The 15,390-nt window shown below is 69.2% G+C and carries 15 protein-coding genes; 10 read left to right on the top strand and 5 right to left on the bottom strand.

What is annotated here, in order from left to right; translation table 11 throughout:
* Positions 1-57: 57 nt before the first annotated feature.
* The gene (locus QM714_RS12435; RefSeq protein WP_415100871.1) at positions 58-363 is read right to left on the bottom strand and encodes a hypothetical protein; all 306 of its coding nucleotides are present in this window, start codon (positions 361-363) and stop codon (positions 58-60) included.
* On the bottom strand, positions 335-1,192 hold the full coding sequence (locus QM714_RS12430) for a SigE family RNA polymerase sigma factor (protein WP_415100869.1): 858 nt from the start codon (positions 1,190-1,192) through the stop codon (positions 335-337). Before QM714_RS12430 ends, QM714_RS12435 begins: the two co-directional genes overlap by 29 nt.
* 178 nt (positions 1,193-1,370) lie before the next feature.
* On the opposite strand from QM714_RS12430, the gene QM714_RS12425 reads away from it, so the two are divergent.
* The 5 genes from QM714_RS12425 to QM714_RS12405 all read left to right on the top strand — a co-directional run bounded on the left by QM714_RS12425 (position 1,371) and on the right by QM714_RS12405 (position 7,423).
* A complete protein-coding gene (locus tag QM714_RS12425; RefSeq protein WP_415100867.1) occupies positions 1,371-2,552 on the top strand; it encodes a metal-dependent hydrolase family protein in 1,182 nt (393 codons plus the stop codon).
* Between the two features lie 36 nt (positions 2,553-2,588).
* Entirely contained in the window at positions 2,589-3,764 is a 1,176-nt protein-coding gene (locus tag QM714_RS12420) for an FAD-dependent oxidoreductase (protein WP_415100865.1), read from the top strand.
* A gap of 45 nt (positions 3,765-3,809) precedes the next feature.
* Complete coding sequence (locus QM714_RS12415) at positions 3,810-5,189, top strand: amidase (RefSeq protein WP_415100863.1); 1,380 nt, start codon at positions 3,810-3,812, stop codon at positions 5,187-5,189.
* A gap of 61 nt (positions 5,190-5,250) precedes the next feature.
* The gene (locus tag QM714_RS12410) at positions 5,251-5,865 is read left to right on the top strand and encodes a MarR family winged helix-turn-helix transcriptional regulator (protein WP_415100861.1); all 615 of its coding nucleotides are present in this window, start codon (positions 5,251-5,253) and stop codon (positions 5,863-5,865) included.
* Positions 5,866-5,872: 7 nt separating this feature from the next.
* Entirely contained in the window at positions 5,873-7,423 is a 1,551-nt protein-coding gene (locus QM714_RS12405; protein ID WP_415100859.1) for an FAD-binding oxidoreductase, read from the top strand.
* A gap of 5 nt (positions 7,424-7,428) precedes the next feature.
* Here the strand turns inward: QM714_RS12405 and QM714_RS12400 are convergent, their stop codons facing one another.
* Positions 7,429-7,749 (bottom strand): TraR/DksA C4-type zinc finger protein, encoded by a 321-nt coding sequence (locus tag QM714_RS12400; protein ID WP_415100857.1) that lies wholly within the window; start codon positions 7,747-7,749, stop codon positions 7,429-7,431.
* A 145-nt stretch (positions 7,750-7,894) separates the two neighbouring features.
* Here QM714_RS12400 and QM714_RS12395 point away from each other — a divergent pair, with 145 nt between their 5' ends.
* Complete coding sequence (locus QM714_RS12395; protein ID WP_415100855.1) at positions 7,895-9,181, top strand: hypothetical protein; 1,287 nt, start codon at positions 7,895-7,897, stop codon at positions 9,179-9,181.
* A 273-nt stretch (positions 9,182-9,454) separates the two neighbouring features.
* A complete protein-coding gene (locus tag QM714_RS12390) occupies positions 9,455-10,540 on the top strand; it encodes an AI-2E family transporter (protein WP_415100853.1) in 1,086 nt (361 codons plus the stop codon).
* A gap of 16 nt (positions 10,541-10,556) precedes the next feature.
* Here QM714_RS12390 and QM714_RS12385 read toward each other — a convergent pair whose 3' ends face one another.
* Positions 10,557-10,706: a hypothetical protein gene (locus QM714_RS12385; protein WP_415100851.1), complete on the bottom strand. Its 150-nt coding sequence runs from the start codon at positions 10,704-10,706 to the stop codon at positions 10,557-10,559.
* A gap of 87 nt (positions 10,707-10,793) precedes the next feature.
* Here QM714_RS12385 and QM714_RS12380 point away from each other — a divergent pair, with 87 nt between their 5' ends.
* Together QM714_RS12380 and QM714_RS12375 are read left to right on the top strand one after the other, a co-directional pair.
* Complete coding sequence (locus QM714_RS12380) at positions 10,794-12,020, top strand: CaiB/BaiF CoA transferase family protein (RefSeq protein WP_415100849.1); 1,227 nt, start codon at positions 10,794-10,796, stop codon at positions 12,018-12,020.
* Between the two features lie 108 nt (positions 12,021-12,128).
* The gene (locus QM714_RS12375; protein ID WP_415100847.1) at positions 12,129-12,926 is read left to right on the top strand and encodes an enoyl-CoA hydratase-related protein; all 798 of its coding nucleotides are present in this window, start codon (positions 12,129-12,131) and stop codon (positions 12,924-12,926) included.
* 78 nt (positions 12,927-13,004) lie between these two features.
* Here the strand turns inward: QM714_RS12375 and QM714_RS12370 are convergent, their stop codons facing one another.
* Positions 13,005-13,145 (bottom strand): hypothetical protein, encoded by a 141-nt coding sequence (locus tag QM714_RS12370; RefSeq protein ID WP_415100845.1) that lies wholly within the window; start codon positions 13,143-13,145, stop codon positions 13,005-13,007.
* A 158-nt stretch (positions 13,146-13,303) separates the two neighbouring features.
* Between QM714_RS12370 and QM714_RS12365 the strand changes: the two genes are divergently transcribed.
* Positions 13,304-15,256 carry an alpha/beta fold hydrolase gene (locus QM714_RS12365; protein ID WP_415100843.1) on the top strand — a complete coding sequence of 651 codons (1,953 nt, stop codon included), beginning with the start codon at positions 13,304-13,306 and terminating at the stop codon, positions 15,254-15,256.
* The last annotated feature ends 134 nt before the right edge of the window (positions 15,257-15,390 follow it).

The raw sequence follows: 15,390 nt of genomic DNA, 5'->3' as shown, positions 1-15,390 counted from the left end.
GCTCACCGTCGCTCCGGGTGATCGCAACGCATAACTTGCCATCCGAGCGTGCGCTCTTCATCGGGCGGCGTAGCCGAGCATCAGGTGGTCCCGGCGGCCGCCCCAGCTCAGCTCGAACGACCAGCACCCAGGTGACGGCAGGTCGATGATCGACGGGCCCGGCGCTCCGTCGACGGTGCGCGTCACGGTCCGGCCTGCGTCGGCCGAGGTGGCCCGGATCAGCAGCGGCCCCTCGTCTGCGCCGACTCGGGCGACCCAGAGGATCTTGTTGTTCTTGTCGGCGGCTGGCGGAGCCACCAGTGGATGATGGGTGTCCCACAGGATGGCCGCGATGTCACCGTGGTCGCCGAGAACGTAGGGCATGGGCTGGGTCGGCGGAGTGAAGCCAGCTCGCGCCCACGAAGGGAGGGTCTGTGGCGAGTAGTCGACTCGACACCCCCCAGCCGTCGACGGTGAGCTCGTCGATGGTGCCGGAACGGTGGGATCTGGATCCGAGCGCTGGGAACTGATCACGCCGGCGGCCGCGACGATGACAGCGACCACGCCGGTCACGACCGCGAGTGGCGCGAACCAGCGACGCCGCGGGGTGGGGGCGAGGGTGGCCGGCTGCGGGGGAACGGCCGACGCCGCTACTCGCTTCATCGTGATGGCAATGAACTCGTCGGTGTCCATGTCTACATTCCCCGATCCGTTGACTCGGAGGCCCGGGCGGCCTCCGCGGCCCGACGCAAGGAGTCGCGCCCACGGGCCAGATGTGTGTCTTCGCCGTTGCCACCCCGCAGCCCAGGATCTCGGCGACCTCGTCGATCGGCCGGTCCTCCAAGTAGGTCAACGTCACTGCGATCCGCTGGCGACGAGGCAGGGCCCGCATCGCCGCATCCAGCCAGGCGTCCAGGCCCTGCTGCCCAGGCTCCTCGGCCACGCCCGGCTCGGGTAGATGGGCGACCAGCACCTCGCGCCGACGACGATGCGAGCTCTTGTGCAGGTTCGCCAACGTCTTGCGGGCGTACGCCGCCATGTTGTCGTGGTGGGCGAGCCGATCCCAGCGTGCCGACACGCGCGTCAACGCCTCCTGGGTCAGATCCCACGCGTCGTGATCGTTGCCGCACAGCACCCGGGCCAGCCCGAACAGCCGTGGCGTCTCCGCAGCGGCGAACTCGGCGAACCCCAGTCCGTCGCATCCCAGTCCCATGGTGACCTGCCATCCCTCTCGTCATCCATACAACACATGGCGACCCACCCGGGGCACACAGCGGAGACCGAAAATGCGTCAGATACTTGAGTAAATCACTGACGTACCAATACTCTCGCCCCAGGTCGCCAGCCCGGCGTCGTCGCCGGGCCCCTACCCAGCGTTGGGAGCAAAGCCTGTGCGGATCACAGCTCACCGGTTGCTCGACGGGATCTCGGACACGGAGCGGACCGACGTGGTGGTGGACTTCGAGTCCACCGTGACCAGCGTCGAGGAGAGCCCACCCTCCGGCCGGCCGGCTGAGGCAACGGGGGAGTACACCGTCCTGCCTGGCCTGATCGACGCGCATGTGCACTTGTCGCTGTCGATGGAACGATTCGTGTGGTGGCGCAACCAGCTCTCGGACGCCTACTACGCCTACGAGGCGCTCCGCAACGCGGACGCGCACCTGAGCCACGGGGTGACCACGGTCCGTGACGTGGGTGGGATCCGAGACGTCGCCATCCAGTTCAAGCATGCGGTGCGACGCGACGCCGTGTGCGGCCCGACCGTGTTGTCGAGTGGTCAGTGGCTGGCCGTGACGGGCGGCCACGGCAGCATCTACGCCGAGGAGGCCGGGGGCGCCGAGGGGTTCCGCAGCGCGGCTCGCAACCAGCTGCACCTCGGTGCCGACCTGATCAAGGTGATGGCGACCGCGGGCGCGCTGGCCGAGGAGGGCAAGGACCCCTACTGGATGCAGATGACCGAGGCCGAGTTGCAGGCCGTCGGCGAGGTCACCCGGTCTGCCGGTGTCCCGTTGGCTGTCCACGCGCACTCCGACCAAGCCATCCGAGCCGCTGTCGAGGCTGGTGCGACCTCCATCGAGCACGGCACCTGGCTGTCCGACGAGACGATCGAGCTGATGGTCCAGCGTGGAGTCTGGCTGGTCCCGACGCTGGCGGTCATGAACCGCGTCGCCTCGGACGGCAACGCCGCCCAGGCCGAGATCATCGCCCGCCTGAACGAGAAGAAGATGCCGCAGCTGCGCAAGGCCATCGAGGCGGGAGTGCGGATCGCCACGGGGACCGACGCCGGCGCACCGGCGACTGCGCACGGCCTGGCTCCCTATGAGGTCCAGCTGCTACACGAGGCAGGCATGACCCCGATGCAGGCGATCAAGGCCGCCACCTCGGCCGCCGGCGAGCTGGTCACCGGCGGCACTCGGGGGAGCCTCGCCTCGGGAGCAGCAGCCGATTTGATCATCGTGCGAGGCAACCCGCTGACCGATCTCCACGCCTTGGACGAGGTGGTCTGCGTGGTGAAGGACGGCGTGGTCGTCAAGGGCGCGATCCCCGATGTGATGACCGTCGACCCGACGTGACCGAGCCCCGATCCCCTCGACAGCAAGGAGCAGTTCGTGTCGATTGCCTCTGACGCCCCCCTGGTCATCGTGGGCGGCGGCATCGCCGGCTCGTCCACGGCCCTGTCGCTGGCCCGAGAGGGTCGGCGCAGCGTCGTGTTGGAGCAGGCAGACGGCTTCCACGAGCTTGGTGCGGGCATCCAGATGCCACCCAACGCCTTCAAGGTCTTCGAACACCTCGGGGTGTTGGAGGCTGCCCTGCAAGCGGCGTCGTTCCCCGAGAACCTCATCCTCAAGGACATCCTCAGCGGCGAGGAGGTCATCCGCCTCCCGGTCGGTGACCCGAGCTTCAGCGAGCGCTTCGGCTTCCGCTACGCGTTGATGTACCGCGTGGACCTGCTCTCGATCCTGCTGGATGCCTGCCGTGCGACCGGGCTGGTGGAGTTGCGAACCGGCTGCCGGGTGGTCGACGTCCACAACGCTCCCGAGGGCGGAGCGGTCGCCGTGCTCGAGAGCGGCGAGAAGGTCCACGGCGCAGCTGCCGTCGGCTGCGACGGCCTCTGGTCCGTCACCCGCGCTCAGGTCGCCGGAGACGGCGCGCCCAGCACGGAGGGCGACACGATCTATCGCGGGATCGTGCCCTACGACGAGATCCCCCAGGAGCTCTACCAGGAGTCGGTGGTGATGTGGGGCGGCCCGCACCTGGACTTCGCGCACTACCCGGTCCGCCGCGGGGAGCTGTACAACATGGCGGGCATCGCTCGGCTGCCCGAACACGCTCGAGGCGAGCACGCCGCGTCAGTCTTCTTGGAGCAGTTCGAGCGCGCCTGCCCCGAGGTCCAAGAGTTGCTCTCCAAGCTGGACATGTCCCGCAACTGGCTGCTCTACGACCGCGAGCCGACTGCCGCCTGGGTCGACGGAGCTGTCGCGTTGCTCGGTGACGCGGCGCACCCGAGCTATCACTACATCGCCCAGGGTGCCTGCATGGCACTGGAGGACTCGGTGGTGTTCGGCAGGGCGGTCGCGCGGACCGACGACATCGTCACCGGACTGCTCGCCTATCGCGACGAGCGCTACCTGAGAACCGCGCGAGTGCAACTGACCGCTCGCCAGTTCGGAGACCTCTACCACGCGGCGGGCGTGTACCGAGACCTACGCCGCTCCGTCCTCGCGGAGACCTCCCCCGAATACGTCTACCAGAAGATGTCCTGGCTCTTCGAGGGCGTCGTATGAGCACCGTTCCGACTCGAGCAACCACTGACCTGAGGAGCTGACGCCATGCACGACCTGTCCATCAACGAGCTCTCGGAGCTGATCCGCAGCCGAGAGGTCTCGCCCGTCGAGGTGACCGACCACATGCTCGACCGGATCGAGACGACCGATCCGACCTATCGCAGCTACGTCACCGTGACGGCGGAGCGTGCGCGCCAGCAGGCGGCTCAGGCCGAAGCCGAGATCGCGGGCGGCAACTGGCGCGGGCCGCTGCACGGCGTACCCATCGCCGTCAAGGACATCCTCTTCACCGACTTCGCGCCCACGACCGCGGGCTCGGTGCTGCACCGGGACTTCCAGCCCGACCACAACGCGACCGTTGTCGACCGGTTGGAAGGAGCCGGTGCCATCACGCTCGGCAAGCTCAAGACCACCGAGCACGCGTTCACCGCTCACCACCCGGAGGTCGAACCACCCGTCAACCCGTGGAACGCCGACTACTGGTCGGGTGCCTCGTCGAGCGGGCCGGGTGTCGCCACGGCCGCCTGTTTGGCCTTCGGCACGGTCGGCTCCGACACTGCCGGCTCGATTCGATTCCCCGCCTCGCAGAACGGTGTCACCGGCATCAAGCCAGGGTGGGGCCGAGTCAGCAGGTACGGCGTCTTCCCGGTCGCCGACTCCCTCGACCACATCGGTCCCCTGTGCCGAACGGCGGTCGACGCCGCCATCATGCTGCGGGTCATGGCCGGACCGGACCCCGCCGACCCGACGGCAGTGAGCGCACCGGTTCCCGACTACGCCGCCGCCTGTGGCGGCGACCTGCGAGGGATCCGCATCGGTCTCCCGCGTGACTACGCCACCCAGGACGTCGCCGATCCGCTGGTCGCCGCGCTCGAGCAGGCTGCGCAGGCGCTGCGGGCAGCCGGCGCGGAGATCAAGGAGATCGTCTTCCCGGACTATCAGCCGGCTCTGGCTGGCCTGATGGTCATCCTCGGTGCCGAGGCGGTCTGGTCGCACCGAGAGACCTATCCGGCCAAGGCCGAGCTCTACGGCCCGGAGCTGGGTGGCTTCTTGGAGGTGATGAGTGGCGTGTCGGCCCAGGACCTGGCGGCCGCTCAGCTGGCGCGACAGGCCTTCAGCTACGAGGTCTCCGCGATGTTCCGAGACACCGATCTGATGCTGATCCCCACGAGCGCACGGACCGCCTTCACGCGCACCGAGTGGGATGAGTTGGCGGCCTCCGGCGATGTGGTGCAGGCGTTCCGCTTCTCCGCGCCGTACGACCTGACCGGGAGCCCGACGATGATGCTCCCCGCGGGCTTCGACGACAACCAGATGCCGATCACGATGCAGCTGGTGTCTGATCACCTCGGCGAGTCGACTCTCTGCCGTGCGGGTGCCGCCTTCCAGCGGCAGACCGACTGGCACACCCGACACCCACGCTGATCCCAGCCTCGAGGAAGTGCGACGATGGGCACCCGACGTGGACTCCCTGGGAGGGATTTCGATGCAAGGTGCCAGTCCCGGTGAGGGTGCGTGGGCGCGCGGCGGGCTGTCGACGACGCTGCCGGCTCTGCTCGACGGTGACTCGGACCGGAGGTTCAGAGCCTTCGCCCACGACCTGTTCGCGCTGAGTGCGTCGGTCGAGGAGATCCTCCGCAGGCACGCCAACTTCGTGAAGCTGAAGTACGACATCTCCCTGTCGGCCCCGGCGATCACGGTGTTGACCGCCGCATCTCGGATGGACCCGGATCGCCCGTTGGTGACCCAGGACCTTGCACGGTATCTCCGGGTCACCCGCTCGGCGGTCTCGATGGCGATGAACGAGTTGGTGCGCGCGGGGATGGTGCGCAAGCGCGCCAGTGAACACGACCAGCGGGTCAAGTACTTCGAGCTCACGGACCTGGCCTGGGAGACCTTGGAGAAGACGAACACCGAGAAGCGTGTCGTCAACGACACCTGGTTCCGCGGCCTCAGCCGCGACGACTTCGAGGACCTTACCCGGCTCGTGCGGCTCCTGGTCGACAACGCGGAGGGGGCGCTCACGACGTACACCCAGATGGAGTTGAGCCTTGAGCAGGAGATCCGACGCCGTCCCACCGACACCGCACACTCGGCTTGAGCCCGTGATGACGCCGAGGATCGACCGTCGCGCTCTCCTGGTCGCCGGCCTGGCCGGCACCGCGACCGCGTGCAGCGGCACTTCTACGCCGAAGGGCGACAGCTCCCCCAGCTCACCGACGTCGCCCGCCTCGAGCACAGCGCCGGTGTCACAGCCGCCGACGGCGGCAGAGTGGGACAAGCTGGCCCGCAGCATCAGCGGGTCATTGGCCAGGCCCGCCTCGTCGTCGTACGACGTCGTGCGGCTCGTGCAGAACCCCCGCTTCGACTCGGCCAGACCGCTGGCCGTGCTGTCGGCGAAATCGAGCCGCGACGTCGCCACCGGCCTCGCCTTCGTGCAGGACCACGGGCTGCCGCTCGCGGTGCGGTCGGGCGGACACAGCTATCCGGGCTGGTCCGCGGGCAACAAGGCCCTGGTCATCGACGTGCGGCCGATGAACCGGATCACCCTCGACGGCACCTCGGCCACCATCGGCGCTGGCACGCCACTGGTCGACGTCTACAGCACGCTCGGCCAGCAAGGCCGCGGGATCGCGGCCGGATCCTGTCCGACGGTCGGCATCGCCGGTCTGTCCCAGGGCGGCGGCGTCGGCGTGCTCACCCGCGAGCACGGCCTCACCTGCGACGCCGTGACGGCGATGGAGGTAGTGCTGGCCGACGGCCGGGTGGTGACCGCCGACAAGGACACCGAGCCCGACCTCTACTGGGCACTGCGAGGAGGCGGTGGCGGACACCTAGGGGTGGTCACGTCCTTCACCACCGACACCTTCCAGGCGCCGACGATCACGCGGGCCTATCTCGCCTGGCCGCTCGCTGCCGCGCGAGACGTCGTCCCGGCCTGGCTGGCAGCGATGCCGAAGGCGGACCGGAAGCTCTGGTCGACCCTCAAGCTGCTCGGAGGCGCGACCCACACCTCTGGTCCTGTCATGTTCGTGTCGGCGACCTGGACGGGGTCACCCTCGGCCATGGACGCTGCGCTGCAACCCCTGCTCGGCAATGTCCCGTCGCCTACGACTGACAGCCGGAACACCCAGTCCATGGTGGACACGATGCTCTCGTTCGCTGGTTGCTCGAGCATCCCGGTCGCCCAATGTCACACCGGTCCGGGCGGCTCGTTGCAGCGCGAGGCGTTCGCGGCAACATCGCACATCATCACCGGCCAGGACGCCGACGTCGACGCTATGTTGGACCGGGTGGAGGCCGCGCAGGGCTCCGGGCTCACCGAGGCTGGCCTGTCGCTCGACTCACTCGGCGGAGCCGTCGACGACCTCGGGGCGAGCGATACCGCCTTCGGTCATCGAGGTGCGGTCGCGTCAGTGCAGTACACCGCCACCTACGCCGGTGGTCCGGCCGCACCGGCCGTCTCCTACGTGCGTGGCTTCCGCCGCGCGATGACGCCGAGCTGGGGCACCGGCGCCTACGTGAACTACGCCGACGCGCGGATGAGCGACTACATGACCAACTACTTCGCCGACAACGCCGACCGGCTGGCGCAGGTCAAGGAGGCCTACGACCCGCACGGGTTGTTCACGCAACCTCAGGACTACGAGCAGGGCTGATCCGGTCAGCTGTGGTGGACGCAGCGGGTCGCCCACGGACGAGCTTCCAGCCGGTCCTCGGGGATCTGGTCGCCGCACACCTCGCAGATGCCGTAGCTGCCCTCGGCCACGCGCGCTCTGGCCCGGCGTACCTCCTCGAGCATGGTCAGCAGATGCTCTTGGGCAGAGACCGCGGCGAGCCGGTTCACGGCCATCGAGGTGCCCTCACCCACGCGTTTGCCGAAGGAGATCGTGCCGAGGTCTCCGACCGGTCGGGTGAGCTCGGCCAGCTCCGACTCGAGCTGTTCTGCCCGTGCGGCCAGCAGCCGGTCGGCGTCCTCATGCATCCCGCCATGGTGACACGTCAGCCGAATATCGGCGTCTGGTACGCCGGGCGCTCGCCGGCTGACGGTCCGCTGACCCCGTGCGGCCCTGGCCGGTATGGTCGCGCTGTCCCAGACAACCGATCGTCAGGGCCCTGAGGAGACGCCGATGACCGACGGGGCAGCGCCCGAGGCCGAGCACGAGCCGACACGTTCGGGCCGCTGGCGGCCGATCGCGGCGTCTGTGCTCGTGGCCATGGCGGTGATCATCGCGCCGCTGTCGGTGGTGTCCCGCTGGGCCCACGACCTGGTCTCCGACAGTGACCGCTACGTCGAGACCGTCGCGCCGTTGGCCTCAGATCCTGCGATGCAAGACGCCGTCATCGAGCGGCTCTCGGCCGAGATCACCACCAGGCTCCGGGTCGAGTCGATCGCTGACCGGGCGGTGGACGCGCTCACCGATCGCGGTATGTCGCAGCTTCGCGCCGACAGCCTCCGGATGCTGGCGGCCCCCCTGGCTGAATCGATCGAGAACCTCGTCGAGGATCAAGTGTCCGCGCTGGTGCGATCTGAGGAGTTCCAGGACGCGTGGCGAGAGGCCAATCACGAGGCACACGTGCAACTCGTTGCCATGCTCACCGGCAAGGACACCGACACCGTCGAGGTGACCGGCACCTCGGTCTCGGTCAATCTCGCCACGGTGGTCGACGCCGTCAAACAGCAACTGATCGACAGGGGTTTCCAGATCGCCGAGCGCCTTCCCGAGGTGCAGGCCGAGTTCACCATCGTCGAGTCGACCCAGATCACCAGGTTCCAGCGCGCCTTCCGGGTGCTCGACAGACTCAGTCTCTGGCTGCCGATCGCCGGAATTGTCTGCTTGCTCGGCGGCATCTGGGTCAGCCGGTCGCGCCGCCGGACACTGGTGATCGGGTCCTTGGGCGTCGCTGCCTCGATGCTGGTCCTCGGTGTTGCCCTCAACGTGTTGCGCGGGATGTACCTCGACGCCCTGCCCGCGGCCCAGCTGCACCCAGAGGCGGCGGCCGCGGCGTACGACATCGTCACCCGCTTCCTGCGGGTGAGTCTTCGCGCTCTGCTCACGCTGGGGCTGGCGGTCGCGTTCATCGCCTGGCTCGGCGGGCCGGGGGCTGCCCCCGCCGGGCTGCGACGCGGCACGGCGCGCGCGATCGGCGCGGCGCGGAGTGGAGGCGGGTCCGTCGGACTGGACACGGGCCGGTTCGGGGTCGTGCTGGACACCTACCGGACCCCGATCCGGGTGGTGGTCCTGGCGGCGGCGTTGCTCGCCTATGTGCTGCGGGACCACCCGACCGCGCGCTACACGCTCTGGCTGGCCCTGCTGGTCGCGATCATCTTGCTGCTGGTGGAGCTGCTGTCTCACCCTGCTCCCGCCGCCGACGCCTCGAGGTCAGGGCCGGCAGAGCCTCCCACTCCAGCGTGAAAAGCCGCCGCACGGCCGGGTCCTCGGTGAGCACCCGGCCGACCACCGAGCAGATCACCAGGATGCCGCGAAGCCGATCAGCAGGATCCAGCTGGCCGCCGAGAGGAACGTGATCGCCTCGCCTCGGGCTCGGATCCAGGCTCGCCGCTCTCGGCACCCGTGGACATCCACCGCCCCTCCCTCGGTGTGCCGACCCCTCGCTGAGCGCCTCGCGGGTCCACAGTAGAGCGCGACGGACCCGTTGGCGGGCAGTGACAGCGAAGGACGGAACCGATGTCGACGAACGACGTGTCCACCCCACCGCTTGTGCCGAGGCCAGTGCTGGTGATGGGTGGCTTGGCCGCCACGGTGATCGTGGTGGCCGGCATCAAGGCCGCCCACGGCATTGTCGGCCCCGCCCTGATGGCGCTGGTGCTGACGATCATGGCGCACCCTCTGCGACGCTGGTTGGACCGACGCCTGCCGACCTGGGCCGCGACGCTGGTGTGCATCGTGGTGGTCTACCTCGGCATGGCCGCACTGGTGATCGCGATGGTCGTGTCGACGGCCAGGTTCGCGACGCTCCTGCCTGCCTATCAAGATGCCCTCACCGAGCAGCTGCAGGACCTTGCCGACTGGGCCGAGCGCTTCGGCGTCGGACAGGAGGAGATCCAGCACGTGGTCTCGTCCTTCGACCCCGACCGCCTGATCGGACTCGTCGAGTCGATCCTCAGTGGCGCGGCCTCGGTGCTCTCCAACCTGGCCTTCATCCTCGCCCTGGTGCTGTTCATGACGATGGACGGCGGGACCTTCCCGCGCCTGCTCGGCTCGGCCGCCAAGGTGCGCCCCGCCATCGTGGGTGCGATCGACGACTTCGCCATCGGCACCCGTCGGTATTTCGCGGTCTCGACCGTGTTCGGTCTGATCGTGGCAATCCTCGACACTGTCGCCTTGGCGATCTTGGACGTCCCGGCTCCGGTGCTGTGGGGTCTGCTGGCCTTCATCACCAACTACATCCCCAACATCGGCTTCGTGATCGGGCTGATCCCGCCGGCGGTGCTGGCCCTCCTCGACGGCGGCCTCGGCATGATGATCACGGTGGTCGTGATCTACTGCCTCCTCAACGTGGTCATCCAGAGCGTGATCCAGCCGAAGTTCGTCGGCGACGCTCTCGGCCTGTCCACCACGCTGACCTTCGTGTCCTTGGTGTTCTGGAGCTGGGTGATCGGCCCACTCGGTGCGCTGTTGGCTATCCCGCTCACGCTGCTCGCCAAGGCGGTCTTCGTCGACGCCGACCCGGATGCCCGATGGTTGCGGCCACTGATCTCCAACAAGGAAGACGAGATCGAGCAAATCGGCCAGCCAGAAGGTGTCGCCTGACCTGGTCCGACTATGGTCAGCGCTTCGGCGCGCTGGTGAAGGTGACGAGACCCCACCCGACCAAGAAGATGACACCCGCTGCGAAGAGCCAGAACCACTCGAGCTCGAAGCCGACCGCGGTCGCCACGAGCAGGAACGCTCCGGTGAGCTTCTGTGTCCCAGTCACGTCTATGCCCCTTCGGTCGCAGTGGACCCAGGTTAGCCTGGCTGCCTCCGGGGTGAGGCCGTGGCCCGGCTGCGGCATGATCGGCGGGTGACCACGAGCGCAGATGACGACACGGATCAAGTGAACGCGCGACCTTCCTCGGCCCCCGGGGCTGCCTCTCTCGCAGGCCCTCTCACAGGCCTCCGCGTGGTCGAGCTGGCCGGCATCGGTCCTTCGCCGCTCGCCGCGCTGATCCTCGCCGAGCTTGGAGCCGATGTCGTCCGCGTCGACCGTGCTTCCGCACCCGGTGCGCTCGACTGGTTCCCGGACGGGCTGCGCCGCTCGCGACCGAGCATCGCGGTCGATCTCAAGTCGGCGGCCGGGCCTGACGTCGTACGCCGGTTGGCCGATCAGGCCGATGTGTTGATCGAGGGACTGCGACCCGGAGTGACCGAGCGGCTCGGTCTCGGCCCGGGCGACTGTCTGGCCAGCAACCCGCGGCTCGTCTATGCCCGGATGACCGGATGGGGTCAGACGGGGCCATGGGCAGACAGGGTGGGCCACGACATCACCTACGCCGCCATCACGGGGGTCCTGCACCTGTCCGGTGGGTCGGAGCGGCCTCGGCCTCCGGCGAACCTGCTGGCCGACTTCGGTGGGGGCACCCTGTATCTGCTGGTGGGGATCCTCGCCGCCCTTCATGCACGGGAGACCACCGGCCGGGGCCAGGTGGTCGACGCGGCCATGGTGGACGGCGCGGCATCGCTCGCGACGATGATCTACGGGCTGTTCAACGGCGGTGCGTGGCGCGATGTTCGGGGAGCCAACCTGCTCGACGGTGGAGCACCGTTCTACGACACCTATCCCTGCGCTGACGGCAGATTCGTGGCGGTGGGCGCTCTCGAGCCGCCGTTCTACGCCGCGTTGCTGGCCGGCCTCGGGCTGCAGTTCGCCGAAGCACAGGAAGACGTCGCGGCCTGGCCGCGCCACCGGGCCGCGATCGCGGAGACGTTCGCCAGCCGCAACCGAGACGAGTGGCTGGAGATCTTCGACGGCACCGACGCCTGCGTGGCGCCGGTGCTCGGTCTCGCCGAGGCACCGAGCCACCCTCATCTGGTGGCTCGTGGCACCTTCGCCGAGCTCGATGGGCGGCCCGTGCCTCGGGTGGCCCCGCGCTTCTCCGACACGCCCGGGCGCGACCCGGGCCCCGAGCCGGTGATCGGTGCCGACACGACGACCTACCTCCTCGACCACGGGTTCAGCCAGGCCGAGGTGGACGCTCTGCTCGCCAACGGCGCTGTCAGGCAGGCCGATGCCGAGACACAGAGTGAGTGAGCCCGTCGTTCGCCGGTGTCTGCTCGGCCGATAGCGTCGGAGCCGCCCGGATGCGAAAGGCGCGGGTCGCTGAACCGCCGTACTCGCTGCTTTCAAGGAGGTCGCCCGATGACGGACGCGATGACTGATCACCGCGACGAGTGCGTGCTGGTGGAGGTCGAGGGAGCGATCGGCCGGATCACGCTGAACGCGCCGGACCGCCTCAACGCGGTGGACGCGGCAATGCTCGGCGAGGTTGCGGCAGCAGCAAGACGGCTCGACGGCGACTCGCAGGTGCGGGTGATCGCGCTGACCGGAGCCGGCCGGGGTTTCTGCGCGGGCGCCGACCTGGGGGCCGGCGATCCGACCTCGGCAACACCGCCCGACGATGCCACGCTGGTCGCCATCGGTGACGTGATCCGCGCCCTCACCTCGGTCGGCACTCCGACGGTGGCACTGGTCGGTGGTGTCGCAGCCGGCGTCGGGGTCTCCCTCGCGCTCGCCTGCGACTACACCCTGGCCAGTGATCGCGCCGCGTTCGTGCTGGCCTTCGCCAAGATCGGTCTGATGCCCGACGGTGGCGCCACCGCCCTGGTCGCCGCCGCGATCGGGCGGGCGAAGGCGCTGCGGATGGCGCTCACCGGCGAGAAGGTCGACGCCGTCACCGCCGAGCGGTGGGGGCTGGTCGCCGAGTGCGTGCCCGCGGAGGAGTACGACGACCGCTGCCGTGCGCTGCTCGACCAACTGGCCGCCAGCGCGCCCGCTGCCGCCGCGATGACGACCGCGGCGATCAATGCCGCCACCGTCGACCTGGAGTCGGCGTTGGCCCGTGAGGAAACGGGCCAACGCCGACTGCTGGCCAGCGCCGACTTCGCCGAGGGCCTGGCCGCCTTCGTGGAGAAGCGGCCCGCTCGTTTCCGCGGCTGAGCACGCGGGACTTCATCCTCTGCGGTCGCCGGGGCAGATCGCCGGGGCGACCGGAGCCTGTGACGTTGTCTGGGAGGGCTACTCCGGGCGCAAGACGAGGTCGTCGTCCTTGGCGGGGTCGCCGCGGCCGTCGCGATTGCTGGTGGTGACCCATACGCCGCCGTCGGGCGTGGCGGCCACCGCGCGGAGGTGGCCGTGGGCGCCGGTCAGCAGCGTCACTGGTGGTCAAGGACAACCTCGCCGATGCGACGACGAAGGTGATGCCAGGAGACCACGGCCCCGAGAAGTAGTACGGTCCCGATGGGCTGGTTGGTGCGCCTTACCGCGACCAAAGACCAGCCAATCGGGACCGTACTACCGCTTGTGGGAGGGTCGCCATGCGCCGGATCTGGACGGCTGGGGTGGTCCGCGGAGCGCGCGGATTATGGATCGGCGGGCTGTTGATCGGGCTGATCGCGTTGCCCGGCGTACCCGCGCAGGCGGTGCCCAGTGGCTCTTCTGATCGTCCCCGAAACCATGGTGTCGAGCCGAGGCCGATCTCCGAGCGGGTCCCGAAGGCCAAGGACAAGCCCGTCGTCGGCCATATCCGCAGGGTCCTCGATCCGGATGACCCCGGCGCTGGTCGGATCAGGATCGGCTATGAGTTCTACCCGGCTGACTATGGCCACGCCCGCCGGACCATCCTGGCCATCGAGGGCGGTCCGGGCTACGCCACCACCGGCAGCCGGGACTACTACCTCCAGCTCTTCAGGCCGCTGTTGGCCAAGCGCAACCTGCTGCTGATCGACGCCCGGGGCACCGGGCGCTCGGGGGCGATCAACTGTCCCCAGCTGCAGTCCTATCGGGGTAACTACCTGCGCAACGCCCGCCGCTGCGCCAAGCAGCTCGGGGACGCGAGCGACGTCTACGGCAGTGCCTTCGCTGCGGACGACTTCGCAGCCGTGCTGGATCGCCTGAGCATCCCCAAGGTGGATGTCTACGGCGACTCCTACGGCACCTTCCTCGGTCAGACCTTCGCCGTGCGACACCCCGACCGAGTCCGCACGCTGACCCTGGACGCGGCGTACCCGGTCGCCGGGCTTGATCCCTGGTATCCCGATCTCAACCAGGCCCTGCGCGCGTCGTTCCGCCGGGTCTGTCGACGCGACGCCTCGTGCAGCGGCGATCCGATCCGGCGGTTCGTGAAGGCGGCCAAGCGGCTGCGCCACCATCCGATCAGCGGACACGCGTACGACGCCGACGGGACACGTCGTCGTGCTCGGGTCGATCCCGGCGAGTTGGCCTACCTGATGGGGACGGCGACCTACGGCACGACCGTCTACCAGGAGCTCGACGCCGCTCGACGTGCCTGGCGGGCCGGAGATAGCGCACCCCTGCTGAGGATCGCCGCCGAACAGGGCTACTACGGCGGGGGTGGCCCGGTGCGCGAGTACTCCGAGGGCGCCTACCTCGCCGTCGCCTGCAACGACTATCCGCAGCTCTGGGACCGGTCAGCGTCGCCCGCCACGCGCCGGCAGCAGTACGACGACGCGGTCGCCGACCTGCGACACACCAACCCGAGCATCTTCGCGCCGTTCACCATCACCGACTGGTTGACCTCGGACTGGGCGGACTACAACACCTGTCTGCCGTGGAGCAAGCCGAGCCACTGGGTGCCGGCAGTGCCGGAGCCGCCCACCTACCCCACCATGCCGACGCTGGTGCTGGTAGGCGATCTGGACTCCATCACCTCGCCGTGGGGCGCCCAGGTGGTCGCGGGAAACTTCCCCAACTCGCACTTCGTGGAGGTCGCCAACGTCGGCCACGTGACGGCGCTCGCCGACTACGCCGGCTGCGCCTCCCAGGTGGTCCGCCGGTTCGTCCGGAGACGCGACCCCGGCGACACCTCGTGCGCCGCTGACGCCAATCCGGCCGTGCGGATGGTGTCCTCCTTCCCGCGGAAGGCGCGCGGCTTCCCTGTGCCCGCTGGGTCTGGTCGAGCCGCCAGCCGTCGGGCCGCTGCCGCCGCCGTGCACACCGTCGGCGACCTCTTCCCGCGCTGGTTCGCGATGTATGGCACCCACGGCCGTGGTCTGCGCGGTGGCACCTTCACCACCGCCGGCCTGTCCCGTGTCTCCTTCCGGATGCATCGACTGCGCCTGGTCCGCGACGTGGCGGTCTCCGGCCACGTGACGTGGCTGCGCCGCGACGGCACGGTCCAGGCCCAGGCCGGACTGGCCGGCGCGCACTCCGGTCGGCTGCGGATCAAGTGGAGCGACGCCACCGCCCGCGCCGTGGCCAAGGGTCGCGTCGACGGGCGCGCCGTACGCATCACCATGACCGCGCCCTGAGTGCGACGGCCGGGGTGAGCTCTGCCGCGGTCTTGGTGCGTCTGCCGCGGTCTTGTGGTGGCAAAGTGCCACGTATACCTGGCCCCAAGCCACCACAGCACCGCGGGAGATGGGTCAAGGCAACCACAGCACCG

It is taken from the genome of Nocardioides sp., assembly GCF_047602075.1.
In the GTDB taxonomy this organism is placed as follows: domain Bacteria; phylum Actinomycetota; class Actinomycetes; order Propionibacteriales; family Nocardioidaceae; genus Nocardioides.
The sequence above is the reverse complement of the archived record's forward strand: the minus strand, read 5'-3'. Positions and strand labels throughout refer to the sequence as shown.